This window comes from Vibrio gangliei (genome assembly GCF_026001925.1).
GTDB classification, from domain to species: domain Bacteria; phylum Pseudomonadota; class Gammaproteobacteria; order Enterobacterales; family Vibrionaceae; genus Vibrio; species Vibrio gangliei.
Genome location: NZ_AP021869.1, coordinates 1,888,721 through 1,914,398, shown reverse-complemented (window position 1 = coordinate 1,914,398; position 25,678 = coordinate 1,888,721). Strand labels below are relative to the sequence as shown.

The 25,678-nt window shown below is 40.7% G+C and carries 25 protein-coding genes and 1 pseudogene; 20 read left to right on the top strand and 6 right to left on the bottom strand.

What is annotated here, in order from left to right:
• The 8 genes from nqrE to Vgang_RS08805 all read left to right on the top strand — a co-directional run bounded on the left by nqrE (window position 1) and on the right by Vgang_RS08805 (window position 10,430).
• On the top strand, window positions 1–597 hold the full coding sequence (gene nqrE / locus Vgang_RS08840) for an NADH:ubiquinone reductase (Na(+)-transporting) subunit E (protein WP_105903207.1): 597 nt from the start codon (window positions 1–3) through the stop codon (window positions 595–597).
• Window positions 598–625: 28 nt separating this feature from the next.
• Window positions 626–1,858 (top strand): NADH:ubiquinone reductase (Na(+)-transporting) subunit F, encoded by a 1,233-nt coding sequence (nqrF, locus tag Vgang_RS08835; RefSeq protein WP_105903206.1) that lies wholly within the window; start codon window positions 626–628, stop codon window positions 1,856–1,858.
• 238 nt (window positions 1,859–2,096) lie between these two features.
• Window positions 2,097–3,077 (top strand): FAD:protein FMN transferase, encoded by a 981-nt coding sequence (locus tag Vgang_RS08830; protein WP_105903205.1) that lies wholly within the window; start codon window positions 2,097–2,099, stop codon window positions 3,075–3,077.
• Between the two features lie 12 nt (window positions 3,078–3,089).
• Entirely contained in the window at window positions 3,090–3,323 is a 234-nt protein-coding gene (nqrM, locus tag Vgang_RS08825) for a (Na+)-NQR maturation NqrM (protein ID WP_105903204.1), read from the top strand.
• A gap of 296 nt (window positions 3,324–3,619) precedes the next feature.
• Complete coding sequence (locus Vgang_RS08820) at window positions 3,620–4,840, top strand: hypothetical protein (protein WP_105903203.1); 1,221 nt, start codon at window positions 3,620–3,622, stop codon at window positions 4,838–4,840.
• Window positions 4,841–5,006: 166 nt separating this feature from the next.
• Window positions 5,007–7,106: a hypothetical protein gene (locus tag Vgang_RS08815; protein WP_245879963.1), complete on the top strand. Its 2,100-nt coding sequence runs from the start codon at window positions 5,007–5,009 to the stop codon at window positions 7,104–7,106.
• Window positions 7,107–7,117: 11 nt separating this feature from the next.
• Entirely contained in the window at window positions 7,118–9,901 is a 2,784-nt protein-coding gene (locus tag Vgang_RS08810; RefSeq protein WP_105903258.1) for a hypothetical protein, read from the top strand.
• Complete coding sequence (locus tag Vgang_RS08805) at window positions 9,888–10,430, top strand: hypothetical protein (RefSeq protein ID WP_105903201.1); 543 nt, start codon at window positions 9,888–9,890, stop codon at window positions 10,428–10,430. Before Vgang_RS08810 ends, Vgang_RS08805 begins: the two co-directional genes overlap by 14 nt.
• Before the next feature lie 108 nt (window positions 10,431–10,538).
• On the opposite strand, the gene Vgang_RS08800 is transcribed toward Vgang_RS08805, so the two are convergent.
• Window positions 10,539–10,745, bottom strand: a complete 207-nt coding sequence (locus Vgang_RS08800) for a helix-turn-helix domain-containing protein (protein ID WP_105903200.1) — start codon at window positions 10,743–10,745, stop codon at window positions 10,539–10,541.
• A 92-nt stretch (window positions 10,746–10,837) separates the two neighbouring features.
• Here Vgang_RS08800 and Vgang_RS08795 point away from each other — a divergent pair, with 92 nt between their 5' ends.
• The 4 genes and pseudogenes from Vgang_RS08795 to Vgang_RS08780 form a co-directional block, all read left to right on the top strand.
• Window positions 10,838–11,380: a hypothetical protein gene (locus tag Vgang_RS08795; protein WP_105903199.1), complete on the top strand. Its 543-nt coding sequence runs from the start codon at window positions 10,838–10,840 to the stop codon at window positions 11,378–11,380.
• Entirely contained in the window at window positions 11,374–12,756 is a 1,383-nt protein-coding gene (locus Vgang_RS08790) for a DEAD/DEAH box helicase (RefSeq protein ID WP_105903198.1), read from the top strand. Before Vgang_RS08795 ends, Vgang_RS08790 begins: the two co-directional genes overlap by 7 nt.
• Window positions 12,757–12,799: 43 nt before the next feature.
• Window positions 12,800–13,105: a hypothetical protein gene (locus Vgang_RS08785; protein WP_105903197.1), complete on the top strand. Its 306-nt coding sequence runs from the start codon at window positions 12,800–12,802 to the stop codon at window positions 13,103–13,105.
• Window positions 13,106–13,205: 100 nt separating this feature from the next.
• Window positions 13,206–13,412 (top strand): annotated as a pseudogene (locus tag Vgang_RS08780) (transposase); the annotation flags it as partial.
• A gap of 202 nt (window positions 13,413–13,614) precedes the next feature.
• Here the strand turns inward: Vgang_RS08780 and Vgang_RS08775 are convergent.
• The 3 genes from Vgang_RS08775 to Vgang_RS08765 form a co-directional block, all read right to left on the bottom strand.
• Window positions 13,615–14,409 (bottom strand): AraC family transcriptional regulator, encoded by a 795-nt coding sequence (locus Vgang_RS08775; protein ID WP_105903196.1) that lies wholly within the window; start codon window positions 14,407–14,409, stop codon window positions 13,615–13,617.
• 19 nt (window positions 14,410–14,428) lie between these two features.
• Entirely contained in the window at window positions 14,429–15,040 is a 612-nt protein-coding gene (locus Vgang_RS08770) for a LysE family translocator (protein WP_264923425.1), read from the bottom strand.
• A 222-nt stretch (window positions 15,041–15,262) separates the two neighbouring features.
• Entirely contained in the window at window positions 15,263–16,147 is an 885-nt protein-coding gene (locus Vgang_RS08765) for a DMT family transporter (protein ID WP_211294134.1), read from the bottom strand.
• 108 nt (window positions 16,148–16,255) lie between these two features.
• On the opposite strand from Vgang_RS08765, the gene Vgang_RS08760 reads away from it, so the two are divergent.
• Window positions 16,256–17,590, top strand: a complete 1,335-nt coding sequence (locus Vgang_RS08760; RefSeq protein WP_105903747.1) for an aminotransferase-like domain-containing protein — start codon at window positions 16,256–16,258, stop codon at window positions 17,588–17,590.
• Between the two features lie 486 nt (window positions 17,591–18,076).
• Here the strand turns inward: Vgang_RS08760 and Vgang_RS08755 are convergent, their stop codons facing one another.
• Window positions 18,077–18,835, bottom strand: coding sequence for a class I SAM-dependent methyltransferase (locus Vgang_RS08755; protein WP_105903746.1), 759 nt, complete (start codon window positions 18,833–18,835; stop codon window positions 18,077–18,079).
• Between the two features lie 96 nt (window positions 18,836–18,931).
• Between Vgang_RS08755 and Vgang_RS08750 the strand changes: the two genes are divergently transcribed.
• The 3 genes from Vgang_RS08750 (at window position 18,932) to Vgang_RS08740 (ending at window position 21,417) form a co-directional block, all read left to right on the top strand.
• Complete coding sequence (locus Vgang_RS08750; RefSeq protein WP_105903745.1) at window positions 18,932–19,702, top strand: helix-turn-helix transcriptional regulator; 771 nt, start codon at window positions 18,932–18,934, stop codon at window positions 19,700–19,702.
• Window positions 19,703–20,075: 373 nt separating this feature from the next.
• Window positions 20,076–20,609, top strand: coding sequence for a YbhB/YbcL family Raf kinase inhibitor-like protein (locus Vgang_RS08745; RefSeq protein ID WP_105903744.1), 534 nt, complete (start codon window positions 20,076–20,078; stop codon window positions 20,607–20,609).
• Between the two features lie 25 nt (window positions 20,610–20,634).
• Complete coding sequence (locus tag Vgang_RS08740; RefSeq protein WP_105903749.1) at window positions 20,635–21,417, top strand: AraC family transcriptional regulator; 783 nt, start codon at window positions 20,635–20,637, stop codon at window positions 21,415–21,417.
• Between the two features lie 505 nt (window positions 21,418–21,922).
• Here Vgang_RS08740 and Vgang_RS08735 read toward each other — a convergent pair.
• Window positions 21,923–22,906: an integron integrase gene (locus Vgang_RS08735; protein WP_105903798.1), complete on the bottom strand. Its 984-nt coding sequence runs from the start codon at window positions 22,904–22,906 to the stop codon at window positions 21,923–21,925.
• Window positions 22,907–23,258: 352 nt separating this feature from the next.
• Between Vgang_RS08735 and Vgang_RS08730 the strand changes: the two genes are divergently transcribed.
• The 4 genes from Vgang_RS08730 to Vgang_RS08710 all read left to right on the top strand — a co-directional run bounded on the left by Vgang_RS08730 (window position 23,259) and on the right by Vgang_RS08710 (window position 25,635).
• Window positions 23,259–23,684 carry an SgcJ/EcaC family oxidoreductase gene (locus tag Vgang_RS08730; protein ID WP_105903782.1) on the top strand — a complete coding sequence of 142 codons (426 nt, stop codon included), beginning with the start codon at window positions 23,259–23,261 and terminating at the stop codon, window positions 23,682–23,684.
• Complete coding sequence (locus Vgang_RS08725) at window positions 23,674–24,165, top strand: RidA family protein (protein ID WP_245879979.1); 492 nt, start codon at window positions 23,674–23,676, stop codon at window positions 24,163–24,165. Before Vgang_RS08730 ends, Vgang_RS08725 begins: the two co-directional genes overlap by 11 nt.
• 145 nt (window positions 24,166–24,310) lie before the next feature.
• Window positions 24,311–24,853: a DinB family protein gene (locus tag Vgang_RS08715; protein ID WP_105903780.1), complete on the top strand. Its 543-nt coding sequence runs from the start codon at window positions 24,311–24,313 to the stop codon at window positions 24,851–24,853.
• 146 nt (window positions 24,854–24,999) lie between these two features.
• Window positions 25,000–25,635: a LysE family translocator gene (locus Vgang_RS08710; protein WP_105903779.1), complete on the top strand. Its 636-nt coding sequence runs from the start codon at window positions 25,000–25,002 to the stop codon at window positions 25,633–25,635.
• Window positions 25,636–25,678 lie beyond the last annotated feature (43 nt).

Below are 25,678 nucleotides of genomic sequence, written 5' to 3'. Positions count from 1 at the left end.
GTGGAACATTATATTAGCTTACTGGTTCGTTCGATTTTCATTGAGAACATGGCACTGTCTTTCTTCTTAGGCATGTGTACGTTCCTGGCGGTATCGAAAAAAGTAAAAACCTCAATCGGTCTAGGTGTTGCGGTTGTTGTGGTACTGACTGTTGCAGTTCCAGTAAACAACTTAGTTTATACCTACTTATTGAAAGAAGATGCTTTAGTGCAAGGTGTGGATTTAAGCTTCCTTAACTTCATTACCTTTATCGGTGTTATTGCTGCATTAGTACAAATTTTGGAAATGGTACTCGACCGTTTCTTCCCACCTTTGTACAACGCACTTGGTATTTTCTTGCCGTTGATCACGGTTAACTGTGCCATCTTTGGTGGCGTGTCGTTCATGGTTCAACGTGACTATAACTTCGCAGAGTCAATCGTCTACGGCTTCGGTTCAGGTTTAGGTTGGATGCTCGCCATTGTTGCGTTAGCAGGTATCCGTGAAAAGATGAAGTATTCTGATGTGCCTCCAGGTCTACGTGGCCTAGGTATCACATTCATCACAGCGGGTCTTATGGCGTTAGGCTTTATGTCTTTCTCTGGTATTCAACTGTAGGGTAAACGCCCAAAATAAGGAATAAACAATGGATACAAATGTTATTCTCCTTGGCGTCGGAATGTTTACTCTGATCGTTCTAGCGTTAGTTTTGGTGATTTTGTTCGCTAAATCTAAACTAGTTCCAGAAGGTGACATTACGATTTCTGTAAATGGCGATCCTGAGAAAGCCATTATTACAAGCGCGGGTAGCAAACTACTAGGTGCACTTTCAGCTTCAGGCATTTTTGTGTCTTCAGCTTGTGGTGGCGGTGGTTCATGTGGCCAATGTCGCGTAAAGATCAAATCTGGCGGTGGTGATATTCTACCAACAGAATTGGATCACATTACTAAAGGTGAAGCTCGTGAAGGTGAACGTCTTGCTTGTCAAGTGAACGTGAAAACCGACATGGAGATTGAATTGCCTGAAGAAATCTTTGGTGTGAAAAAATGGGAATGTGAAGTTATTTCTAATAATAACGAAGCGACCTTCATCAAAGAGTTTAAGATTGCGATCCCAGATGGTGAATCTGTACCATTCCGTGCAGGTGGTTATATTCAGATTGAAGCTCCACCCCATCATATTAAATACTCAGATTTCGATATTCCTGAGGAATACCGTGAAGATTGGGAGAAGTTTAACTTGTTCCGCTACGAGTCAAAAGTGGAAGAAGAAACCATCCGTGCTTACTCGATGGCTAACTACCCAGAGGAAGAAGGCATTATTATGCTAAACGTGCGTATCGCTACGCCGCCGCCTAATAATCCAGATGTACCACCAGGTATCATGTCTTCTTACATTTGGTCATTGAAACCAGGTGATAAGTGTACGATTTCAGGTCCATTCGGTGAATTCTTCGCGAAAGAAACCGATGCAGAAATGGTATTCGTTGGTGGTGGTGCAGGTATGGCTCCTATGCGTTCTCATATCTTCGACCAACTTAAGCGTCTGAAGTCTAAGCGTAAGATGAGCTTCTGGTATGGTGCTCGTTCTAAGCGTGAAATGTTCTATGTTGAAGATTTCGATGGCCTAGCGGCAGAAAATGATAACTTCGAATGGCACTGTGCATTGTCTGATCCACTTCCAGAAGATAACTGGGAAGGTAAGACTGGCTTTATTCACAACGTTCTTTATGAAAGCTACTTGAAAGATCATGAAGCACCAGAAGATTGTGAATACTACATGTGTGGTCCACCGATGATGAACGCAGCCGTTATCGGAATGTTGAAAGACCTTGGTGTAGAAGACGAAAACATCCTATTGGATGACTTTGGTGGCTAATCACTAAGTTACTGATAAAAATGGCTGACTTATCTAAGTCAGCCATTCTTTTTTAAAATAGACAGAGATTGAAGAATTATTGAGTCATAGATTCTGGCGATGTAATTAAGTCAAGTTACTAAATTGCTCGTGTTTATTACCAATCATTTTCGTTATATCGCAAAGGAGTAAGCAAGTGCAGAGAAAAGCCGTTCAACTTGCTAGGTCGTTCAAAATTGGGGTTCTAGGATTTGCCACTATGATGTTCTTGGCAGCCTGTTCTAAGCCCGCAGAACAAGTTCATATTTCCGGTCCTACGATGGGCACGGGCTATAATGTGAAGTACATCGTTCAAAAAGGCCAACCGACCCCTGAAACTTTACAAGCTGAGATCGATAAAGTGCTGGAGAAGGTGAATGATGAAATGTCGACTTATCGTCCAGATTCAGAGTTAAGCCGCTTTAACCAGCATAAGAGCAGTGAGCCGTTTGTAGTTTCAAAGGACACCGCGACTGTAGTTCGTGAAGCGTTGCGTATTAACAAGCTCACCGAAGGCGCAATGGACGTTACTGTTGGACCTATTGTGAATTTATGGGGCTTTGGACCAGAAGATCGCCCCGATGTCGTTCCAACACCAGAAAAATTAGCGGAACGACGTGCAATTACAGGTATTGAGCATCTTAGTGAAACCGGTGATGCGCTGATTAAAGATATTCCTGAACTGTATGTCGATCTTTCTAGTATTGCGAAAGGCCGTGGTACGGATGAAGTGGCAGATTACCTTGAGTCTATTGGCATTCACAATTACATGGTAGAAGTCGGCGGCGAAATTCGTGTGAAAGGGAAAAACCGTGATGGTGTGCGTTGGCGAATTGCGGTAGAAAAACCGGTTGTTGATCAGCGTTCTGTTGAAAATATCATTGAACCGGGTGATATGGCTATCGCGACTTCAGGGGATTATCGTAATTACTTTGAAGAAGATGGCGTACGCTATTCACATATCATTAATCCGAAAACCGGCACACCAATTAATAATAAGGTCGTGTCTGTGACGGTTTTGGATCCATCCAGTATGACTGCTGACGGCTTATCAACAGGTTTGATGGTTCTCGGTGAGGAAGAAGGGCTACGTATCGCCAACCTTCACAATATTCCTGTATTGTATATTGTGAAAACAGAAAATGGCTTTGAAGAATTCAGTTCAAATGCGTTTAAACCGTATTTGAAAGACAAACAATAATCGGGGTGCTTTATGGCAACTTTTGGTATTACATTTTTAATTTTTGTGGCTGTGATTGCTGCGATGTCAGTGGGCTACATCTTTCAAAAGAAAGTGGTCAAAGGCAGCTGTGGCGGTCTTGGTGCCGTTGGTGTCGATAAAGTGTGTAACTGCCCGGAACCTTGTGATGCGCGTAAAAAACGTGAAGCAAAAGCGGCGTTACGTGCTGAAAAATTAGCAAAATGGGAAGACAAACGCATTATGTAAGCGTGGTTAGACCTAGTGAATATAAGTACCTTAGTCTTCGGATTAAGGTATTTTTTTATCTAGAGAAAACGTATTACTTGGTATAAGGGTAATTTAGCGCTATCATTTAACTGTGTTTTTATACAGTATTGTTGTGCATTTTTTTGTGCGGTGTTGGTTTATGACTGAGCGTAAAATTATTCATGTTGATATGGATTGTTTCTTAACTCGCAGGTGTTAATTTTTGGAAAAATTTGTAAGTTAAATAATGCCTACTATATTTAAACCTTAAGGTGATAATGTTTGGGTGAAAATGTATGCAGCGCATTTGCGATAAGTTACATAACGGTCATTGGATTTATCTTTATGATGACGATGTTCCTATTCTTCTGCCTTGTCTCTATTGTCGATACACGCATGTGACTGGCCTTTCGGTCATCCATGAAAAAAAACGTGTTGAAGTTACTGGTGTCTTTGAGTTCTTACTCAAAGAGGTGGAAATTGGAGGTTATGCTCAATACGAACGTGGTCAACAACTTGGCCTGTTCTTAGAGTGGGTAGAGGAATACGGCCACCCTTCAGTTACCCTTGCTTGGCACACAGCCCTTCCAGCCGAGTTTATTAATGAATACATTAATGAATATCTAATTGTAAAACTGCAAAAAAGTGAAGTAGTCGTCCACAAGGCTATAAACTCTCTGCGTAGCTATTACAATTGGCTGACCCATTTTTTTGATAATAACTATAAGAAAATATTTGTGTTTGCTGAATATAGGGCGTTAGCAAGATCGAACAACAAATCTACCCTCATTGTTAAATACCTTCTTCCTGCAACAAGGGAGCTTCTTTATAGGCATACTGATAGTTTGTTAGAGGAAATCGTTCTTAGAAATGGTGGTGAACTCGGCTGTCGAACCTCCGAAAATAAAGGGTTTTACCTAGATGATTTTCAGGCTGATGGCAAAAAGCGCGAGGGCTTGCGGAGTTTATTTAATAAACTGAGAGAATCACCGGATAAAGAAGAGTTTGAGTATCACCTTCCATCATTTGTTGCGAAATACGGTTCCGCACGAACACTCTATATATCTCGTGCACATCTGTTATTGATGGGGCGTTACTATAATACAGAACGTCCAGAATCAGTTTCAAATCATTTACTTGTTTCTAATTCAACTAATCACACGAAAGGCGAAGTTATTAGCAAAAGGTATGGAAGTGCCACTTTTTCTAAGACACTCAAAAAGCTGTTGAAGGTGATGAGTGAAAATCCAGAGGCTTACACAGGTTACCAAACGTTAGATGAGGCAAATGTTTACCATCATTTAAGGCATTCGTTTGGGACTGATATATTTTATGACTTATGTGTTGCTGCCAAAAAGAATTTCGAGTCAATTACGACAGAATCAAGAGTTTACATTGAAACCGCTCGGCGTCTTGGTCACAAGGTCGACGGTAAGCATGGTAACCAAACAACAAAAATTTATATCCATGCTTGTGGGGAGCGAGAAGCATTGCTGAGGGATGTTGTAAGTGCGTAACAGTGACTTAAACAATCTTCAACGACCACTAAGAAGCGCGGAAATCGAAAATTTACTTGCAGACGAGTTCAAGTCAAATAAAGCAATAATACCACTAGAGCAGCCGTATAGTACGACGTCTCTTTTCGTACCTCAAAGTTGTAACAACTCTGAGTATACTATAACTATGACGGACTGGTCTCAGTTAGATAAGGTTGTGATCTACAAGGCGGTGATTGCTGCATATAACTATGCTTTCTTTGATAAAGAAGCTTCAATAAGTTCCAAAGAAATTTTTTCAAAAGGGGCTCGTTTTTTTATTGAGTGGTTGAATGAATACCCTATTGAAAATCGTTATGAAATTTTGAAGCGGTATGAAGCTTATCGTATGGATAAACTGGGGAATCATGGTGGCAATAGCCCGTTAAATTCGGTCATGACAGTTTTGAACTACGCGATAGAATCGGCTGATTTTCGAGTTGAGGTTAGCTTAGATGATTACGAATATATAAGGGAGTTGAGAAAAACGAAGGTAAGTCCAAACCTAAATAAATCTCAGAAATCAATTGCCAGTTATTTTGGTGAGCTAGACTGGTTAAGACGCGATGATATTGGAGTTGGTAAAGATATCTATTCCGCGCTTGCTTCGCCTAAGTTAGCGGTAAATTCTCTGAACTTGACTGCTGCAACTGTGATTCTGGAATTGAACAAATATAAATTCGCGTTAAGTGTCTTGATTCAAAAGGCTCTTCCTGAATTGTCGCAATGGTTATGGGCTGATTTTTCATCTTTAACAAGATCAAAAAAACAAGAATATATGGGTAATATCCTATATCACACCATCAGTACATACCATCAAAATGGTGATAATTCGAAATTATCAATAGGCGCTTTAGATATGTTGCTGTTATCCGGAGCTTCTAGCGAAAAGGCTTATTCTTTGTTGTTAGAAACACTAACCTCTCAAGAGGCGTGTGATGCCGTATTCCTAAATAAGGTAGTTAACAAACGGAAGGTTAACTGTGAGGTTTGCAGGTCCAATGTCACAGTTAATAGAAGCTGTTTGTTTTCACTGGAAATATTGCGTTCTTTATCGCATGGTGAGGTACAGGCAATCACTGATGTGGAAAACATGATGTTTGGCTGGTTAATGGCGAGCCTGACAGTTCAGCCTTACGATATTCCAAAATTGACTCCCGAATCCTTTAGAAAAATTCGTGTGGGGGGACGAGTCACTCAGATTGAGTGTGAGTATTTCAAAGGGCGAGCTAGAGTTTTTCATACCACTCGCTCTCTTTCCTCTAGAGAAGTTGAGGGGCAGGCATTGCTGTCTTATCTCGATGGAATGCCAAAGGAAGCACAACTATACACTCAAGTTGAGCAAACTATTTCTATAGGAATGCGCTCACTTACAGGCAAGTTCAGATTATTACTTCAGTGTGATGGTATTAATACCGCTTTAAGAGTGACGCATAGCAAAAATAATACCCCCTTTATCCTACCTTCTGTGTACTGTTCACTGATAAAACATGGTCTTCATTCGGAGAATGTCATTGAAAACCCGAAAAAAGCCCCGTTGAAGGAGAGGATTGAACTAGTCGGGAAATCTGAGTCCCCCTGTCAAAAGTCGCTATTTGGTCTACAAGCGATTAAAAATAGCGCAGTTCATGCGTTTAGTGACCCTTATACCTACCATTATCTGACTAATCGTAATTCGCATACCAATAGAACAGAAAAAATCAATTATCTCACGGAGGATAACGAGGAGTGGATGAATAGCGCCGGACGTATTACGCGAGAAGTGATGTTCGACTTGATCCAAAACGTTTTCACTTTGGACTTCAATCAAGAGAAGGGCGAAGAGCAGAAAAAAGAGGTCGCAGCATTTAACAGTGAGTTTATGACTGTATCTGAGGGTATTTCATACAAGAGTGAAGAAATGAGTGCAAGGCTGCGCTTTGTTACAGGACGTGCCCAAGGCAAGGTGAATGAGGTTGGGGTCCTCGCCTTAAGTGATAAAATTGATGAGCCTCTAGCCCCAATTTATGTCTTAGATAGTCCGTTAACCGTGCTCAGGATGCTCAACTACCTTCATGAGTTTAAAAAGAACTATAAAAAACTGCTCTCAACCAACCCTGACTTACTTTTTAAAACGGTGATGCCAACGGTCGAGTGGATGGAGGTCACATTAGGAAAAATGAGTAAGCACTCTCAGAAGATTGGTAGAAAGCAATTTGATGAAATGATTAAAAATGGCGTGGTGATTAGCGTCTTTCATTCATTATGATAGGGGGGGGAATGGTATTAACAGTATTAAACAATCAGATTGATTCATTATGGCATGACCAGAATCAGAAGTTGCTGGCGAACCAGTTCTTCATGAGTAAACGTGGAGATTATTATGCTGATGTATGGTATTTTTCCGATGGAAAAAGAATCACTCCAATTGACTTTTCAGTTTTCGATTTACCAATTTTTAACCTTGATTCCCCCGCCATCTTTAAAAAGAACGAAAGTGAATGTGTATTGAGTAGTAAAGAGTATGCAAAACTGTTTTGTTCAGGTGTGTTGACACCGAAAAGCTCACAATCTGTACAGCCTGCTTATCAAATGGTGATGCAAATTTTTGCTTACCTTAAAGAGAACCATGAAATAGCGCTGAGAGTATCTTCTCTCGATAACTTCTGGACGTCGTTCATGGCGAGATCAATCAATGAAAATGGTTTCTTTAATCGAGTATCGGCACCTTCGTATCTAGGTTCCATTAGACCGGTGAAATTACCAAAATTGAGGAACCAATTATTGGCCATTGGTGTTGTTGGAGTGATTGAACAGAATCTTACACAGAAGAAGGTTGAAAAGAGCTTAGATGAGGTGTGTCAATCGCAATACTGCATGACGTTGACTGAGTTTAAAAAGGGAGGTAGTTACAACTTTTTAGGGTTAGAACTAGGGCAGTATTATGTGGATTACTTGAACCATGTTTACCAGACTAATTTTCTTTATACCGTAGTATGTAAAAAAGCAATCAGTGAGGTGGTCGAGGTAATAGACAAGGCTGAAATCTCGGATTCCGCATCGAGACATCGACTTATCAAAGCTATGTTTACTGGCGTCTTAGGTGGTGACTTGGATATGTCACGGATTACAACCAATGGTATCTATCATCAAGAGCTAAAGGCTTTAACAGAGAAAGCGCTTGTTGCCAGTTATGGTAAACACTTCGAAGCGATTTGCTCATTGAGAGATAAAAATATTGAATCGTTAGTGATAGAGCTAGGTTTAAGCGCTCGATTTGATGCTGTTGAGGTTATTCGAGTTCTGATGTTGAAAAAATATCTGGGGCTACAGGGACACAAATCGGCAGACGACGTTTGGAATGGTTATCTGTCTTCACTAGATAAATCATTTATTGATAATCAGTTGTTAAGTTCGATTAGTGTGGAGGATGTTTACGCCAAGATGCAATTTAAAGTGAACCAGCAAAGACTAACTGATAAGGAATGCCTGACCGAAATTCAGCAGTGGGCTACAGGGTTGATGGCGACCTCAGTCTTTAAGACCTATAAATCGCTTAAGTTTTTGCTAAATACGCAACTTCACGCTATGACGGCTCTTGTAGTCGCATGGACAGGGTATAGAGAATCTGAGTACGGGTTTCCCTTGAGCGCCATAAGGGCAGAGCCAAATCTGGATATTCTAGATAATGCCTATGTTCCTTTTCGATTCAAGTTAAAATGGCTCGTTCCGAAAACTAATGGCGGCACAAAAATCGACAGGGAAGTGACCTCACAATGCTATCAGGTTGCGGCGCAGCTAAATGAATTATTTGGACATGAACATGATGAACCCTGTCTTTACGCCCATAAAAGCTCAAGGAAGAAAGAAAAAACCTATCAATCAGAAATGTACATAGAAAACAGAGTTACGGCAAATTGGGTGGGGTTTGTCAATAATTATCAGCCCTTCAAGGAGATTGTTCGATTAAATGGGCTGCTACACAAGAGTGGCGAGTTGACGTGCTTAGAACAAAAGGAGGTTGATGCTTTATCATTGAAGTATCCAGTTGGCAGCGCACGCTATCGACATCTATTATCTTCGGTAAAGGAAGTAAGAAGAGACTGGCTTCGTTTGTCCCATACATCTTTTGCTGGAAGTGATGCCCAACAAAAATTTAAACAATCTATAGTGGCGTACTCTCAAGGTAACCCAGTTCAGAATGATGAGCACCAAGCAATTATCGATAGGTATTTATCGAGTGAAACGAAGGAATTGCTTCAGTCAGGTACGGTAAACTTTGAAGATCTTAAAACTATGCGAGATATAAACTCTGAGGTATTGGAAGGAGTACGTTTCCCATCGCCTCACGCCTTTCGCCATATTTGGGCAGAGGCAGTATTAACTCGCTATCAGGGCGATGTAGGCGCTGTCATACGTCACCAATTTTGCCACTTGGATAACTCGTTCTTCATGGCGTACTTGCGAGATAAGGATGCCAGAGGTCTGGTAGCATCTGCAAAACAACGCTATTTAAACTCAATTATTGAACTGCTAATTATTGAATCGGAACAGTTTGATGAGCAACACTCAGGAGGGTTCTCTCGGTTTGTCAAAAAGGCCACCCGGCTGACTCAGGTTAAAACTGAGAGTGAGTTACGAGCGTTGCGAGAAAGTATTGCTGGACGAATCATCGAAATCCAGTCCAGTCGGTTTGCAGTGTGTATTCCCCGTGATGGTGGGGAAAGTCGTGCTAAGTGCGCCAAAATGGGGAGTTTAAATCCACAGGATGCAAAGCTTGAATTTTGTTTAGATTGTATCAACGCGTGGATTACAAAAGGGCATATCCGAGGTATTTGGCAAACGATTCAACCAATGGTTAAAGAGGCAATGCAACCTAACGGGATTGGATTTTTACTGGAATCACATCTTCCAGCTTTGACGTCTAGTTGGAGGCGAATCAAAGAGCTCAGAAGTAGTCGAAACGGAGAGAGTGTAGATAAAATACTGTCAGCCATAGAGGAAGCCGTTGATTCAATACAACACAAAATGGCAGTGGAGGCAGAACAATATGGCTACGAATGAACTTGATGAACTATTCACTGGTGATTTCCTTGATTCGTTGGATGGTGATTCAACGGTTGATCAGAGTACTACGCCCTCTTGGGTGGTTGATGATAAGGAGCATACCACTTACAGAGCTTACCATGCGATCCTTGAACTGAAGGTACAAGCTGAGGCTGCAATTAAGGATTTTGGTGAGGTCGAAACCAAAAAAACGCCGAAATTCTACCAGTTGAAGAAGTCTAATGTTAAAAAAAAGGTGGGCGTTTCAGCACAAAGTATTTTTAATACCTCATCTTTCAGTTCTCATATTCGAGCTTTTTTTGATGAGGTTAACGATGAGCTTCTAACGTTGCATCAAGTCGAACAAAAGAAGCAATTACAACGAAAAAAAACTGGTCTCAGAAGGAAAAAGAAAGAGGCGGTAGTTGTGAGCCACCAAAGTCTTGAAAAGAAATACAACACCCTTAAATTACTCACAACTAAAGAAGTGCTAGACCTGTCAATTGAGAGAATGCCAATTGACCTTAAAGCAAATCTGGGCTTTTAAACAAAATCACACACGAGCAATAATTATTATATTATCGACGTAAACTAATAAACTAAATGATATCGCTTAATGTTTACTTCCATTCAATAAACCATGGGGTTACTGCTATTAAGGCAATAAATCTCGCACATCGCAATCAAGAATACTTGCCAACTGGTAGGCTTTTTCCAGGGTTATATTAACCTCTCCTCTTTCGATTCGACCGACATAACTTCGGTCGATGTCTGCTGAATTAGCAAGTCTATCTTGAGATAGACCTTTGTCTTTACGCATTGCTCGTAAGTTTTCTCCGAATTTGATTGCTAGGTCTTTCATTTCTATGGATTCTCAAAATGAAAGACTATCCTGTATTGCGGATCATATAACCACGGATTATAATCCGCATTTTGGTTTAACTTTGAACTCTTATGACGAATAAAACAGTACTTAATGAATATATCTATACCCTACTCATAGAAAAGGGACTTGATGGGTTGACGGTACCCTGTTTACGGGATGAACTATTAAAAATAACTGGAAAGTTCAAAGACGTCGTAGAAGCACGTAAATTTCTTTATCGCAATCTATTACTGTTAGAGCAAAAAGGATTGCTTCAGACCAAAGGTCAAGGACGCAATAAAACCTATCACAAGTCAGAAATGTTCAAGGCGACTGAATTTAAGCCCAAAAAACGAAAGTCACAAAAGATAAAAGCGGTAACAAGTAGCCGTGATAAAACTCTTAGTCTTGATGAGCTTGTTCTGGAAAGACGAAAATATGAAGCTGAATTAGCGATAGCTTTAGCTGAGATTGAGGAATTTCAACTATTGTCTGAAAGGTTACCCTCACAGAAATCATCATTGTTAAGACTCTCAGAAGAAACCAGAGAAAAGTCTGTCAGATATCTTGCCAAGATTAATGTGCTTAATCAGGCTATCAAACTTACTAATAATGGAAAATCAGAATGTTAAGGCTATGGCAAGAAGAGTGTGTTGAACTGGCTTTAGAAAAATATCTCGCTGGACATTCACATTTTCAGGTTCAGGCCACTCCTGGGGCTGGAAAAACGGTAACCGCTGCCGAAATCGCTAAAAGGTTGTACGACTTAGACAAAATAGACCTAGTCCTCTGTTTTTCTCCATCATTAACGATTGCTGAAGGTATCAAAAATACCTTTTCATGGCGATTGGGATGCTCTTTTACCGGAGGGCTCGGTTCAATAGGTGCATCGTTTACTTATCAGAGCATGAAATACCTTAGAGATAGCTTTTGGGAAACGATAAAAAAACACCGTGTACTGGTCGTGTTTGATGAGATTCACCATTGTTCAGGTGATGAAGTTGAAAATGCCAATGTATGGGGAGAGCAGGTTCTGAGACAGATTCAAGGAATTGCTGCGTTTACATTGTCCCTATCAGGCACTCCCTGGCGGTCAGATTTACTGCCAATTACATTAGCACAGTATTCTGACGTAGAAGGCCGTATCCAGTGTGATTACCAATATGGTTTAAAGCAAGCGATTATAGATAAGGTCTGTCGCTCACCTAAAATTGTATTAATCGATAACGATCATCTGTCTATTTTGGAAAGCGGACAATCGAAGTCATTTTCGTCCATTCCTGACCTTTTAAAACAGTCAGCAACTCCTTATCAAAGCATTTTGCAGAATGTTGATGCAATGACTTATGTACTTGGTCTTGGTTGCAAAAAACTTGCAGAAATACGTATAGATAACCCTAATGCCGGTGGTCTGGTTGTTGCTTCATCTGTCGGACATGCAATCGAAATTCAGAAAGTTTTGGCTGAGACATATGAGCAAAGCACAGAGATAGTCACTTACTATCATGAAAATCCATTAGAGAAAATCAATGGGTATCGGAACGGAACGACTCAATGGATTATCAGTGTCGGAATGATTAGTGAAGGGACGGATATTCCGCGCCTACAAGTTTGTTGCCATTTAAGTTATGTGAAGACAGAACTTTATTTCAGACAAGTCTTAGGACGAATTTTGAGAACTAATGAATCCTCGAATCAGCAGGCATGGTTGTACACATTTGCTGAAGAAAGTCTGGTGAGTTTTGCAGAGCATATCGAACAAGATATTCCGGACTCATGTTTGTATATTAAGCCAGATAATTTGCAAGATAGACATCAAGTTTCTGTTTCGTCAGATCGAGCTTATTTCTCTGATCAACAAAAAAGAAAAACTGATATTGGGAAAATACAGCTTAGTTGGGATAAAGAACGTTCGGAACAACAGTCAACCATATCTGCGTACTCAGCTTCTTCTGGGCAGTTGAACTTAGGAAATTTCAGAGAGCGTGTAATCGCTGCATTTCTGTAATAAATATTTTTAATATTAGACAATACGTTAGCGAGGTCTTGATATGTTCTATATCGGTGTTAGCCATTACTATGCGACGGGTGAAGGCGTCACAATTTATGTAGCTAGCGGTAACGAAGAATCAATATGTGCAGCCATTCCAGAGTATTTTCATCAAGGACTCACAATTTTACCCCCCTCTGAGTGGCTAAAAGCCGCCGCCGAGGACTGTGAGGATGTATACCACCAATCGGATGCGAAAGTTCTTAAGAATTATTTGCCAATATTATGGAAGCAAATTGAGGAAAGAGCTCTAGAAAGAGTATGTCATCTGGATTTTTTCATGAAGCACTATTTTAACTATGCCTAATAAGGACTAAGTGGTTTCAGTGAAGTGTAAACATCCCCTAAAATAGGTGCATTTCCATTTAGAGTTCTCGCGTTTAAACTGACTTAAACGGAGAACCATTATGAAAAAGTCACGTTATACAGAATCACAAATCGTTAAGATCTTAAAAGAAGTGGAAACCGGCCGGAAAGTATCGGACGTTTGCCGTGAATACGGTATTGCTGACGCCACTTATTATAATTGGAAATCGAAATACGGTGGCATGGAAAGCTCTGATATCAAGCGGCTAAAAGAGCTTGAGGAAGAAAACCGCAGATTAAAGCAGATGTGAGAGAGTAATAAAGTCTAATACCAAGTAATAAAGATTCATACTGAGTATTAAAGTATCATACTAAAATGGCAGCGATCGCAGTCGATACGCTGCCATTCCTAAATCAAAAATGCCCCAAACTGTGCTAGAGCATACAGCTACAGTGTTTCCACAAAGATGTCTTTGACTTAATTTTAGTTATCGGAAAATGACATTTTCCTTATTTTCTGTATTCGGCAGGAGTGGCCGCAACGAGTCTCTTAAAGTTGCGATGAAAATGACTTTGGTCATTGAAACCAAGTTCACTCGCAACAGCCGCAATATCTTGTCCTTTTTTCAACAACGCTTTAGCTTCATTAATTCGCATAGAGACTTGCATTGCATGAGGAGTTATCCCGTACGACTTTCTAAATGCGTGGATGAGGTGGTATTCACTTAACCCAGAGTTTCGAGCAATATCTTTGACTGAAATGCATTTTTTGAAGTTATCACAAATATAATTATACGCCTTTACAATATTTATTCTTGGTATCGGTTTGTTTAGTGCGCCTGTGTTGGTCTCATGGAATAAACGGGAGAAGAACATAATGCATTCTTCCTCTATTCTCATGTTCTCGGTGTTGGCGATAATGGAGCTTGCTAGGGATTGAAACTGCCTGTAGAGCTCAGGGTCGTCAGTATGTATTTGAGAAAATGGAATAAAGTTTTTTGACGGGTTATCTACCGTCATTGTTTGAATGTAACCTAACCATTTCGGGCATACGTAAAGCATTTTATAACTCCAATCCGTATCTAGTGCTGGATTACATGAATGAACATCCAGTGGATTCACGATGACAAGAGAACCCACACCAATCTGCGTCTCGGTATTGGTGTTAAAATAGACGCTATGTCCTCCATCTACTGAACCAATAGAAAATTCGTCATGAGTATGCTTGCCGTAGCACGCCTTAGTACCTGTGGAGCAGCGTAGTTCAACAGGTACTACGCTTGAACGATAGAACTGTGGCTTCACTTTATTAACTGGCTCTTTTTTAGCTAGACGTAAAAAAAGTATATAGAACAGTTGTCGCTAGTAATAGTCCCATAGAAAGGTTGAATAGCCTCAACTGTGAAGGAGTTTCTAACACTGTACGAATAGTAACTCCAAGTAGCGCCCAAACAGAAATCGACGCATAACAGATAACAAAAAATATTGCGCAAAACTGGAGTAGCACGGTTAATTTTAAATCTTGGCCAGTATAAAAAACCGAAATGCCAGCGAGAGAAACAATCCATGCTTTTGGGTTGAGCCACTGGCACATCATACCCTGTAAAAATGAAGGGGCAGCACTGTTTAACTCAGTATCTTCATTTTTTGTTGTCGGTTTTTGGCTAGCCACTTTATAGGCAAGGTACAAAAGAAAACTTCCACCTAAAAATGTCATGCTTTCCGACAGATAAGGGATCTGGGTGATGAATTTAGACAACCCAAAGCCCAATAAGAAGAGAATAGAAACAAACCCGAAAGTCGCTCCAGTAATATGCGGCATTGTACGTACATAACCATGATTTGCTCCAGTTACGGTTGCCAATATGTTGACTGGGCCAGGAGAGATCGAAGTGCTCAAGGCGAAGGTCCCCATTGCTATAAGTAATGTCGTCATTACGTAGTCCATTTGTATATTTTAGTTACACAATAACGATTCATTGAGCGTGATGATTGTACAAAATTGTTGTTTTTACGAGACGAAGCGATTCAGACAGACTAGGCTCCGAACTGAGCGACCTTCCCATACCAATTTATCTAATGTTCAAAATAGGATCTGCTGACAATATTTAGCCCGATGTGGGCTAAATATTAAATTTGTTATAGGGAAATACCACTATCAGGCGAATTTGCGAGACCCAATTACACACAGAATTACCCCGAGAGTGATAAGTATCATTACAGGACTGACACTTTCATGCAGTAGCATTGCTGACAACCCCAACCCAAAGAATGGTTGTAAAAGCTGTAATTGACCGACAGAAGCAATACCTCCAATAGCTAATCCCTTGTACCAGAAGATAAAGCCAATCAACATACTGAACAGTGAAACATAGCACAGCGAGAACCAAGCTGTATTACCAATACTTTTGAACGATTCTGGCATCGTTAATAAAGAGGCAATCAACATAAAAGGTAAAGATATAATCAGTGCCCAGCTGATTACCTGCCATCCCCCCAGAACACGTGTCAGTCTAGCGCCCTCAGCATATCCTAATCCGCAGGCAATGATGGCTGAAAGCATTAGCAAATCACCGACAGGTGAAATAGACGTGCCCTGAGATAGAGCGAATCCTATAACCAGTGCACTGCCTATTACAGAGAATATCCAGAAAGCTTTTTGGGGCTTCTCACCACCACGTAAAACACCAAAAATAGCAGTTGTAAGTGGAAGGAGACCCAAGAATACAATTGAATGTGCGGATGTGACATGTTGTAACGCCATAGCAGTGAGCAGAGGAAACCCAACCACTACGCCTAGTGATACGACTATTAGAGACAACATTTGTGACGTATGAGGGCGCTGTTGTCGAAACCCGAAGATTAGAATCGTCGCAAGGAGACCTGCAATGGATGCTCGCAGGAAGGTCAAGAAAAATGGATTTATGTCGATTACGGCGAGCTTTGTTGCTGGTAACGAACCACTAAAAATGATCACTCCCAATAATCCGTTTAGCCAACCAGAAACCGAACCAAGATTTGCTTTATATGTATTTAAATTCACCACTAGACCTCACTTTTTATACAGATAGCTCGTAGACTTGAGCGCTAAGTAGGCTGATGGTAATCTCAGTAATTCATTACAATCAAATTATTGTCATGGATACAATTAATGAAAGCTAGGTACAAAAACATTGTTGATAAGCTAGCTGAACTCATCCGTTCGGGAGAAATACCGGCGGGAAGCCGGCTACCAACTCATAGAAAACTTGCTGCTCAGGAACACATATCTCTAGCTACGGCAACGAGGGTATACAGTGAGCTAGAAATTATGGGCTTAGTTAGTGGAGAAACTGGGCGGGGAACGTTCGTCAGAGAGATATCTTTGCCCTATGGTCATGGTATCGATCAGCATGCAGTAGCAACAGATGTCCTTGACCTAAATTTTAATTACCCATCTTTACCGGGGCAGGGAGAACTGTTACGCGATGCTCTTAGAGAAGTATCTTCAGTTGGTGATATTGAATCACTTTTGCGGTACCAACCTCATGCGGGCAAGCTAGCGGAACGAGAAATTATTGCTGAGCACTTATCGAGCCAAGGACTACAGCCATCTGTAGAGAATGTGATAATAGTTAATGGAGCACAGCATGGATTGACTATCTCAGTAATGGGGCTGCTAAAGCCCGGAAATGTAGTGGCTGTGGATGCGTTAACCTATCCGGGGTTTAAAGCATTGGCAGAATTGTATCATCTCGAACTAGTCGCAATACCAACTCTTGCTAATGGCCCAGATTTCAACACCTTAAAACAAATGTGTATAAAAAGGCATGTTAAAGCGATATACACCATGCCGACACTACATAATCCACTAGGTTGGGTACTAAGTCATAAACAAAGAGTAGAGTTAGCAGAGATTGCTCGGGAACATGATCTCTTAATAATCGAAGATACTCCATATGCCTATTTATCCCTCAAGCCACGACGACCGATTGCGTTCTTTGCTCCTGAGCGTACCGTCTATGTGACTGGATACTCAAAGAATGTAGCAACAGGTCTTAGAGTTGGTGCTGTTGTCTGTCCTGACTCCTATAGAGAAGCACTTGAAAGAGCTGTCAGAGCAACCACATGGAATACTCCTTCAGTGATGACCAAATTAGTATGCAATTGGATAAAAGATGGAACAGTGGCTCGTTTAGAAGAGTTGAAGAGACGTGATGCAAGAAAACGACAAACTATACTCAGAGACAGCCTAGGAGATATTCCATGCATTTCCCATCCTGCATCATATTTTGCCTGGATTCCTTTACCGGAAGAGGCAAGAGCTGAGCGGATAGTGAAGGAACTGATGAATATCAACATTTCCGTGTCTACCGCAGAGCCTTTTAGTGCGTCTCAGTCTGTCACCCAAGCTATTAGAATAGCACTTGGTTCAGTTTCTATAGATGAACTACGTATTGCGCTTAGTAAAGTTCGAGAAGCTATCGAATTTGAGCTAGCGAGATAGTCAAAGACAATAATTAGCTATCTACAATATTGTTCGAAAACACTTCATGGCGGGCACTTCTAGCTTAGAAATGCCCCATTCGAAGTTACGCTTGATTAAGGCACTAATTCAGAAAGCTGCTTTTTGGATTACTTTTATTCATTTTTGAACGAAATAAGAAACAAGTAAAAACTAGCCCTTCTTAACTCTCAATAACCTAAGTTCGAATCAGTTAAAACATGACAAAGCAAGAGTGAGTGGGTAACTCACTCTACTTTAAAGGGGTACCCAAAACCTAAAAACGATTAGCTAGATAGTAAATGTAAAGTGAGTTGAGCAATTATCAATGGGTTGCCTGAAACTCAGTGTATTGTTTAAGTATCAATCAACATAGGGTAGCCATGTCTTCTCACTGAATTAAGCAACAAAGCCACTGTGATTTGGAATGGATTTAAAAAACGAAGACATCGCACATTCAATCTGTGCGATGTACTTGGCCTCATTTAGTTATTGCGCGACCCAGAACATCGACTGCAATGTAAAATCTCCTTTATCCGTCACCTTAAAGTAATCACGAACCGTATTGCTTGCTGACCCCATTAACGAATGAATTGCGACAACACGCTCTTCAGGTGTCTGCATTCGTTCAATCCAAGATTGGAAATCTAGAACAATGGGAAACTGATCACCACTAACCACATTAAAACCCGCCATCGACAGACCATAAGCCCATTGAGACACCGAAAAATCACGAACATGAGAGGGATCTCGGATTACTTCTATTGTCTGTAACCAACTGTCAAGCAAAGGGTGATCAGATGAAATAATATCAATCACAATAAACGTCCCTCCAGGCTTTAAAACCCGCCGGCATTCACATAAAGCTTTTTGCCAATCAACCCAATGATGAGCACTATAACGCGTCACAACATAATCGAAGGAATCATCAACAAAAGGAAGTGACTCAACACTTCCTTGCTGTGTTGAAACACTCAAACCGCGTCGGCTCGATTCATCCTGTACAACATCCAACATAGACTGCGATAAATCAAATGCCACTATTTCACCAACTTGAGCAGCCAACTGAAAACTAACATGCCCCCCACCACATCCCATATCTAAAACCCTGGCCTCAGGATTCTGGCCAACCAATGCAACGAGTTTTTGTAAATCGATCCCATTAGCATGCACAGCACTCTTTAAATAAGCGTCTGCTTGCGGATTAAATTGATTTTGAATGAGTTCGTTCTGTTCATAAGTAGGCATGCGTTTTCCTCTAGTTAGCAAACATATGATGATTTTTATCCTATATCATCTAAAGAGCTCTACCAGATCAGTAAAGATCATGGTATAAAAAGTAACATGCAAGATTTGACACATAGACTCGGACAATTCATACGTGCGCACAGGGAGCAGCTACCTGCTCCCAATTGCTCAGCAGGCAAGCGACGCACACCAGGACTACGTAGGGAAGAATTAGCCCAGGCGGCTGGTATCAGTACGACATTAGTGACATGGCTCGAGCAGGGTCGCCATCAAACAGCATCTCCGGTCACTTTGGCCCGACTTGCTCAGGCACTCCAGCTCAATAAAGCTGAACGTGGAACTCTATTCGAATTGGCTGAAAAACGCGATCCATATATAAATGATGTACTAGAATCTGAGGTTCCGGCTACAATTTCCGCGCTTGTAGAACAATTCTCAGGTCCTTGTTATATTTTGGATGCTCGCTGGAATGCAAAATGTTGGAATTCCCCTGCCGAGCAACTATTTCTAGGCTGGCTAGACTCAAAAGATAGTGAACACAACCTACTTCGTTATACTTTTCTATCGGCTAAAGCAAAACAGCTTATAACTAACTGGTCATCACGAGCACAAAGACTGATCGCAGAATTCAGAGTCGACTTCAACCGCATCGCCAATGATGGAAAAGCACAGCAATTAATTGAAGAATTATGTGAGCAGAGTCCTTTGTTTAAAGAGTGTTGGCACCAACAGAATGTTAGTTATCGAGATGGGGGAAAACGCTATTTTACGCATCCTACATTAGGAGAATGCTGTTTTGAGCAAACTACCTTACTGATAGCCTCTGCCCCGCAAATAAAACTCGTCTGCCTGACCCTAATCACATAATCCACAACGGCCTATAGTCAGAATATGAGGTCTAGAAGGTCCATACAGTATTTTGGTAAATACACGTAGGCCAACAGTCATACCCTGAGACTAAACCGCATTTTTGGACAAAGGTGCATTTGCCCTGCTCGGCTCAGTGTTATCACTAAGCGATTCGGTAGTACCGGGATGAGGTCAAACAAGCTCGTCAATAGGCACACTTGTGCTATGTAATACCGCAATATCTATCAAACAATCATTCGTATAAACTGTTTACTAAAAACTATAAGTATCAATAAATCATTGAAAAAACATTTTATGATACTTATTGATCGTCCAATTTTTGGTAAGAGGCATATAATTATGCCCCGAACTAAAGAAAAGGAACACTTCAATGAAAGTAATCAGTACGTCGATATTGGCACTAAGCTTGACAACGCTGGGATCAGCACAAGCCTTTGAATTAAAAAGTAAAGACATTCAAGAAGGTTACCCTATGGCTAAGACCTTTGAATATAATAGCTGGGGTTGTAGCGGTGATAACCAGTCACCTCAACTAAGCTGGAAAGACGTACCATCAGGCACTAAGAGCTTTGCAATCACAGTTTACGATCCAGACGCCCCCACTGGTAGCGGCTTTTGGCATTGGGTTGCATTCAATATTCCAGCTTCTGTCCACCAACTACCGAGAGGGGTAAATATTAAAAATTTAGGTGGTATCGAATCTCGTATCGATTATGGTTCCACTGGCTTTGGTGGTGTCTGTCCTCCTAAAGGGCATGGTATGCACCGTTATCAATTTACTGTGTGGGCATTGCCTACAGAAAAACTGGAATTAAGCGAAAATACGACAGCGGCCGTGGTCGGCTTTACGCTAAACAGCATCGCTTTAGGCAAATCCAAGTTAACCGCTACTTATACACGTTAAGCCAAGGTAACAAAGAGGGGGAATGATGAACCAACAGTATCAAGTTACGATATTCCGAGCAGAGCAACTTCAAAAGCTCAGAAACGTAAAACTTCCTTCCCCAAGCATTATTCAAATTATGACTGGTAGTAAACGTCTATTTTGGAGGGAATCGACCATCGACGTTTCCCATTCAGAATTGTTACTGTGTGAGGCTTGCGAGTCATTGAGCTTTGAGAACCTACCACAAAAAGGGAATTTCCTTTCCAGAGTGTTCAGTTTCTATAGCCTACCGAATGACTCAAAAATTGAGCTAAGTAAAAGTAACAGTGGTGCCAAACAGCCACCCATAGTAGAAGCTAGTGACGCGTTACAAGTTACCCTTAATGCACTTTTCTCATTCAACCAACAAAGTATGAGTCAGGAGACCCAATATTATTGGGTACAGGGGCTTTATCAACAATTGGCGGAGCATGGCGTATTACATTGTCTGTTCACTGATACCAATACGACATTTAGTCAGAAATTAAGCCACTATCTAGCGAAAAATCCAAGTGAAGAACATTGTCTGGACACGGTGGCACAGCACTTTGCTATTAGCCGTTCAACAATGATTAGAAAACTTAAGCAAGAGGATACGCAGTATAGAGAAGTGCTGGCAGAAGTCCGATTAAATCATGCATTAAACTTAATGCAGACAGGCCACAATAACGTCGCAATGCTGGCTCTTTCATGTGGCTATCAATCCGAAGGACGTTTTAGCCAACGATTTAAAGGCAAATTTGGACTAACACCAAGTGATTATATTAAAACTTTGTCTATTCAATGAATTATTCACTCAGAAGGATACATACAAGTCTCTTTCTCTAAAAATCGAAATGCACCTAAAAATACTTATAGTGTTAATAACTACTACGGTTTGACTATTACTATTTTCATATACTTTGTCGCATTATAAAAAATAGGTCAACTAGTATCTAATTTGCAGAATGCATGAGTTGTATGTCATATCTTTCAGCATCAAACTCGTTTTTATCTAGTAGATGACACCTGTTACCAAGTGTCGTCCCTCTAAGATGTATGGACTCCCTCCCCTCGGGGAACTACGGTTGAAGTTGACCAAAACCTAATGTGAGAGAGTAATAAAGTCTCATACCAAGTAATAAAGATTCATACTTAGTATTAAAGTATCATACTAAAATGGCAGCGATCGCAATCGATACGCTGCCATTCCTAAATCGAAAATGCCCCAAAGCAATTTAGATTGTTTACTCCACTCAAGTATCTGTTCCAAATAAGCCCTAATTTTTGTTATGTTTGGTTCATGGCAAGGATCATTGGTTTTCCTTATAGTTTTCAATAAAGATTTTATTTAGTGGGCTTACAGTACCCGCAAAATGTTCGCCAATAACATGGGTATAGATTTGTGTCGTCGCTACATCTGAATGTCCTAATAGCTCTTGGACTGTACGAATATCTTGCCCCGAGCGCAGCAGTTCGGTAGCGAAGCTATGACGGAAGGTATGGCATGTTATTCGTTTATTAAAGATTTTAGCCTGTTGCACCGCTCGTTTGAGAGCCTTTCTTGGTGCAGAATCGTGTAAATGATGCCGACAAAGCTGATTAGTCAGTGGGTGCCGACAGATGCTTAAAGAAGGAAAGATAAACATCCAAGCAATTTGTTTAAAAGCGTTCGGGTACTTTTTACCAAGGGCGTGTGGAAGCGAGGGACCGATGCCTTGTTTGATATCTTCTTCTTGTATTTTTGACGCTTTCTGAATTTGCAATTGAAGAGAACCAATTAACGTTGGGCTAAGTAAAGTTACGCGATCTTTTTTCCCTTTCCCATCTCGCACGGTTAAAGATAGGTTTTGTAAATCAAGATCTTGAACTCTAATTCTCAAACACTCATTAACTCTAAGTCCAGAACCATACAACAGAGAAAAAATGATGTGATTAACACCAGAAAGGTGTGACAGTATCAGTTGGACTTCATTTGGCGTAAGTACGCTCGGAACCTTGCGCTGCTTTTTAGCATAAGTAAAACCTAGATCACCAAGCGGTCTTTGTAAAAACTGGTTGTAAAGGAACGCAATCGCATTAAGCGCGACTTTTTGAGTGTTGATAGCGACGTGTTGTTCATTAGCAAGATAAGACAGATAGGCTGTTACCTCAGTCGTTCCCATATCTTGAGGATGCTTTAGCTTATTAAAGCGAATGAAGTATTTTATCCAGTATATATAGGCCTTTTCTGTTTTGAGGCTATAGCCTCGCATTCGCATGTGTCTACGGATTTCTTCAATGAATTTGCTTGCCATTTCCCACCTCCCAAAACTGTTTTTTTATACAGTTTATTGGTGTTAGAAGGAGTTTGAGTATGAAAAATGGCTTGTTTTATCAGGAGTAGTGGCTCATTTTGTCGGCAGAGCAATTAGTAAGTCGTTGTTAATAGGTAAGTTGAATCAAGAACTCCCCAAGATAACATGCCACGTAAAAAGTGATAACAGGCCGGCTCGTTTTTATGTGAAGGTAAAATAATAAAATTTATGTATATTCTTTATTTTTTAATGGTTTATGTTAGATTGATTGTAAGTTAGGTTGGAGGGAAAACGAGCCGGCCTGTTATTAAGAATGTTAGGCTGCCATGCGGCGCGACAAGAGTTCAAGTATATGAGTAAGATAAATAAGCCAGAAGATATTCCAGTTGCATTTCAGGAGGCATGGAATGTCCACGATATGAACGCACTTGGTAACTTATTTAATGAAGAAGCGACTTTTGTGAATCGCTTTGGGCACTATGTTCGCGGTGTTAATGAAATAGTGAACCTCCACGTTCCCATTCACGAAACTATCTACAGCGACTCAACGCTAAAGAACGAATTAATTGATGTTTCTCATATTGCTACTGGAGTTGCAGTAATACATTTCTGGAGTCGTTTGGCTGCAGGTGTCGCTCATCCAGCAGGTCCTCATGAAGTCGATACATTAATTCTCGCAGTAATAACAAAGCAAAATGAAAGTTGGCTTATACAAGCACTTGAAAATGTTACTCTTACAAATCCAAGAACCGGCGAGGTCGTTTTGCGTGAAAATTAAAATGCCTAACAAGGCGGTCAAAATCCGTTCCGCTTCGCTCCACTGGACGCGCCTGTCGGCGCGCCTTTTACCGCGGCGTTATGGCTTAGAGGGAAATATGAAAAAATCGATAGTACCAGATGAATTTAGGCATTACTTTGATGATTGGCATTTCTCGCCAGTAATTGAAGCTGATGGCACTGTATATTTGTCAGGCGTTACTGCTGCTAGGAAGGGTAAGCAAATAAGTACGAACCCAGAAGAACAGTTCCATGACGCTTTTTATAAGCTCGGGGTTTACCTTAATGCGGCAGGGTTAACTTACGACCATATCCTCGAAATGACGACATTCCACATTGACTTAAAGAAGCACATAGACGTGTTTTCAAAAGTAAAAGATGAATATGTTAAAAAACCTTATCCTGCTTGGTCAGCTATTGGAGTGTCAGAATTTATCCCAGAGAACGCACTTGTTGAAATGAGAATAGTGGCTAAACGTTAGCATCGCCATAACAAACTGTTCAAGAGGGATTCGCAACGCGTGGCATTTTCACTATGCGTTGGTTTTAGTGTTTAAGGTGGTATGCGGCGACTTCGGTATTGCGTTGCTCACCCCTTAACAGGGCGTTATGTACTTTGGAGGTCAAATGGATTTATCCTCAAATTTCAGGATGTTGGCGCTGTACAATCAGCGAATGAATAAGCAGTTACTTGATGTTTGCAGTAAGCTGACGCATGAGCAGTTGCATCAAAATACTAGCTCATTTTTCCCGACAATTATGGATCACTGGAATCATATCTTGTTCGGTGACTTAATCATGCTTCAGCGTCTTGTAGCAAATGAGTTGGTATCAGTTGAACCTACAGTGCTAGAGAAGTTACCCGTTTCTAAGTCTGTTTCTGATACTTTCGCTTCAAATCTGAATGAACTCGTTGGATTACGAGAACTTGTAGACTCAATCTATATTGAAATCACTAATCAGTTTTGTGCCGGTAGTTGTAACCAAGTAGTCAGGTATACGACAACCGAAGGGCAGGTGATTGAACGTACGGTTGGTGAGTTTTGCCAACATATTTTCAATCATCAAACGCACCACAGAGGTCAGTTAACCTGTTTGTTAAGTCAGTTTGGTTTAGATTTTGGTTGTACAGACCTACCTATGATCGTGCCAGAGGGAGCAAGTACATAACAAGGCGTTTAAGACGGATTCACAACGCGTGGCATTTTCGGTTTGCTTTGAATTTAGTGTTTACGGCACAATGTTTTAGGTTTGGTGGTCGCGTTGTTCACCACTTAACGCGGCGTTATATTTTTTATTGAGTAAAGGAGTATTCAATGAGCTTAGAAACTTGGGCTATGTTTTTTCTAGCCTATCTAGTTGTGACCTTATCCCCCGGGCCAAATGTACTATTGGTAGTTAAGAATAGTGTTCAATATGGATTTTGGTCAGCATTATCAGCTGTCTTCGGTAACCTCTTCTGTCAGCTAATTATCGTTGGGTTGGTTGCGATAGGTGTTGGAGAAATACTAGCTCGTTTGCCTATATGGTTTACTATCATGAAATGTGTGGGTGGCTTTTACTTGATTTACCTTGGCATCAAGAGTTTTAGGCAAGCGAGAAAAAGTAGTTTTGAGTTAACAAAGTCAAAATCTATAAGTACTAAAATGAGTTCACAGCTCCTATTTAAAGAAGCCTTTCTTATCTCTGCTAGCAACCCCAAAACGATGATTTTTTTGTCTGCATTCCTACCACAGTTTTTGGATACCAATCATCCTTATGTCGAGCAATTTGCAATAATGTATCTGTCAATTTGCTCTATTGTGCTGGGTGTTCATTTAAGTTACGCATTCATTGCTCGCTATGTAGGACAAAAACTCAGCACTAAAAACTTCGAAGGTAAGTTGGCAAAAATGACTGGAGGTTTGTTTATTGGCATGGGTAGTGGAGTACTTTTAAGCTCAAAGTCTTAAATATAACAAAACATTTAAGAGGGACACAAAACCTTTAGCATTT

Excerpts from the sequence above, each read along its gene's own strand:
- Vgang_RS08810 (WP_105903258.1), top strand. The coding sequence starts at position 7,118 with ATGGTATTAACAGTATTAAACAATCAGATTGATTCATTATGGCATGAC.
- Vgang_RS08795 (WP_105903199.1), top strand. The coding sequence starts at position 10,838 with ATGACGAATAAAACAGTACTTAATGAATATATCTATACCCTACTCATA.
- Vgang_RS08785 (WP_105903197.1), top strand. The coding sequence starts at position 12,800 with ATGTTCTATATCGGTGTTAGCCATTACTATGCGACGGGTGAAGGCGTC.
- nqrF (WP_105903206.1), top strand. The coding sequence starts at position 626 with ATGGATACAAATGTTATTCTCCTTGGCGTCGGAATGTTTACTCTGATC.
- Vgang_RS08760 (WP_105903747.1), top strand. The coding sequence starts at position 16,256 with ATGAAAGCTAGGTACAAAAACATTGTTGATAAGCTAGCTGAACTCATC.
- Vgang_RS08770 (WP_264923425.1), bottom strand. The coding sequence starts at position 15,040 with ATGACGACATTACTTATAGCAATGGGGACCTTCGCCTTGAGCACTTCG.
- Vgang_RS08715 (WP_105903780.1), top strand. The coding sequence starts at position 24,311 with ATGGATTTATCCTCAAATTTCAGGATGTTGGCGCTGTACAATCAGCGA.
- Vgang_RS08820 (WP_105903203.1), top strand. The coding sequence starts at position 3,620 with ATGCAGCGCATTTGCGATAAGTTACATAACGGTCATTGGATTTATCTT.
- Vgang_RS08830 (WP_105903205.1), top strand. The coding sequence starts at position 2,097 with ATGATGTTCTTGGCAGCCTGTTCTAAGCCCGCAGAACAAGTTCATATT.
- Vgang_RS08800 (WP_105903200.1), bottom strand. The coding sequence starts at position 10,745 with ATGAAAGACCTAGCAATCAAATTCGGAGAAAACTTACGAGCAATGCGT.
- Vgang_RS08710 (WP_105903779.1), top strand. The coding sequence starts at position 25,000 with ATGAGCTTAGAAACTTGGGCTATGTTTTTTCTAGCCTATCTAGTTGTG.
- Vgang_RS08730 (WP_105903782.1), top strand. The coding sequence starts at position 23,259 with ATGAGTAAGATAAATAAGCCAGAAGATATTCCAGTTGCATTTCAGGAG.
- Vgang_RS08750 (WP_105903745.1), top strand. The coding sequence starts at position 18,932 with ATGCAAGATTTGACACATAGACTCGGACAATTCATACGTGCGCACAGG.
- Vgang_RS08805 (WP_105903201.1), top strand. The coding sequence starts at position 9,888 with ATGGCTACGAATGAACTTGATGAACTATTCACTGGTGATTTCCTTGAT.
- nqrM (WP_105903204.1), top strand. The coding sequence starts at position 3,090 with ATGGCAACTTTTGGTATTACATTTTTAATTTTTGTGGCTGTGATTGCT.
- Vgang_RS08755 (WP_105903746.1), bottom strand. The coding sequence starts at position 18,835 with ATGCCTACTTATGAACAGAACGAACTCATTCAAAATCAATTTAATCCG.
- Vgang_RS08815 (WP_245879963.1), top strand. The coding sequence starts at position 5,007 with ATGACGGACTGGTCTCAGTTAGATAAGGTTGTGATCTACAAGGCGGTG.
- Vgang_RS08790 (WP_105903198.1), top strand. The coding sequence starts at position 11,374 with ATGTTAAGGCTATGGCAAGAAGAGTGTGTTGAACTGGCTTTAGAAAAA.
- Vgang_RS08745 (WP_105903744.1), top strand. The coding sequence starts at position 20,076 with ATGAAAGTAATCAGTACGTCGATATTGGCACTAAGCTTGACAACGCTG.
- Vgang_RS08740 (WP_105903749.1), top strand. The coding sequence starts at position 20,635 with ATGAACCAACAGTATCAAGTTACGATATTCCGAGCAGAGCAACTTCAA.
- Vgang_RS08735 (WP_105903798.1), bottom strand. The coding sequence starts at position 22,906 with ATGGCAAGCAAATTCATTGAAGAAATCCGTAGACACATGCGAATGCGA.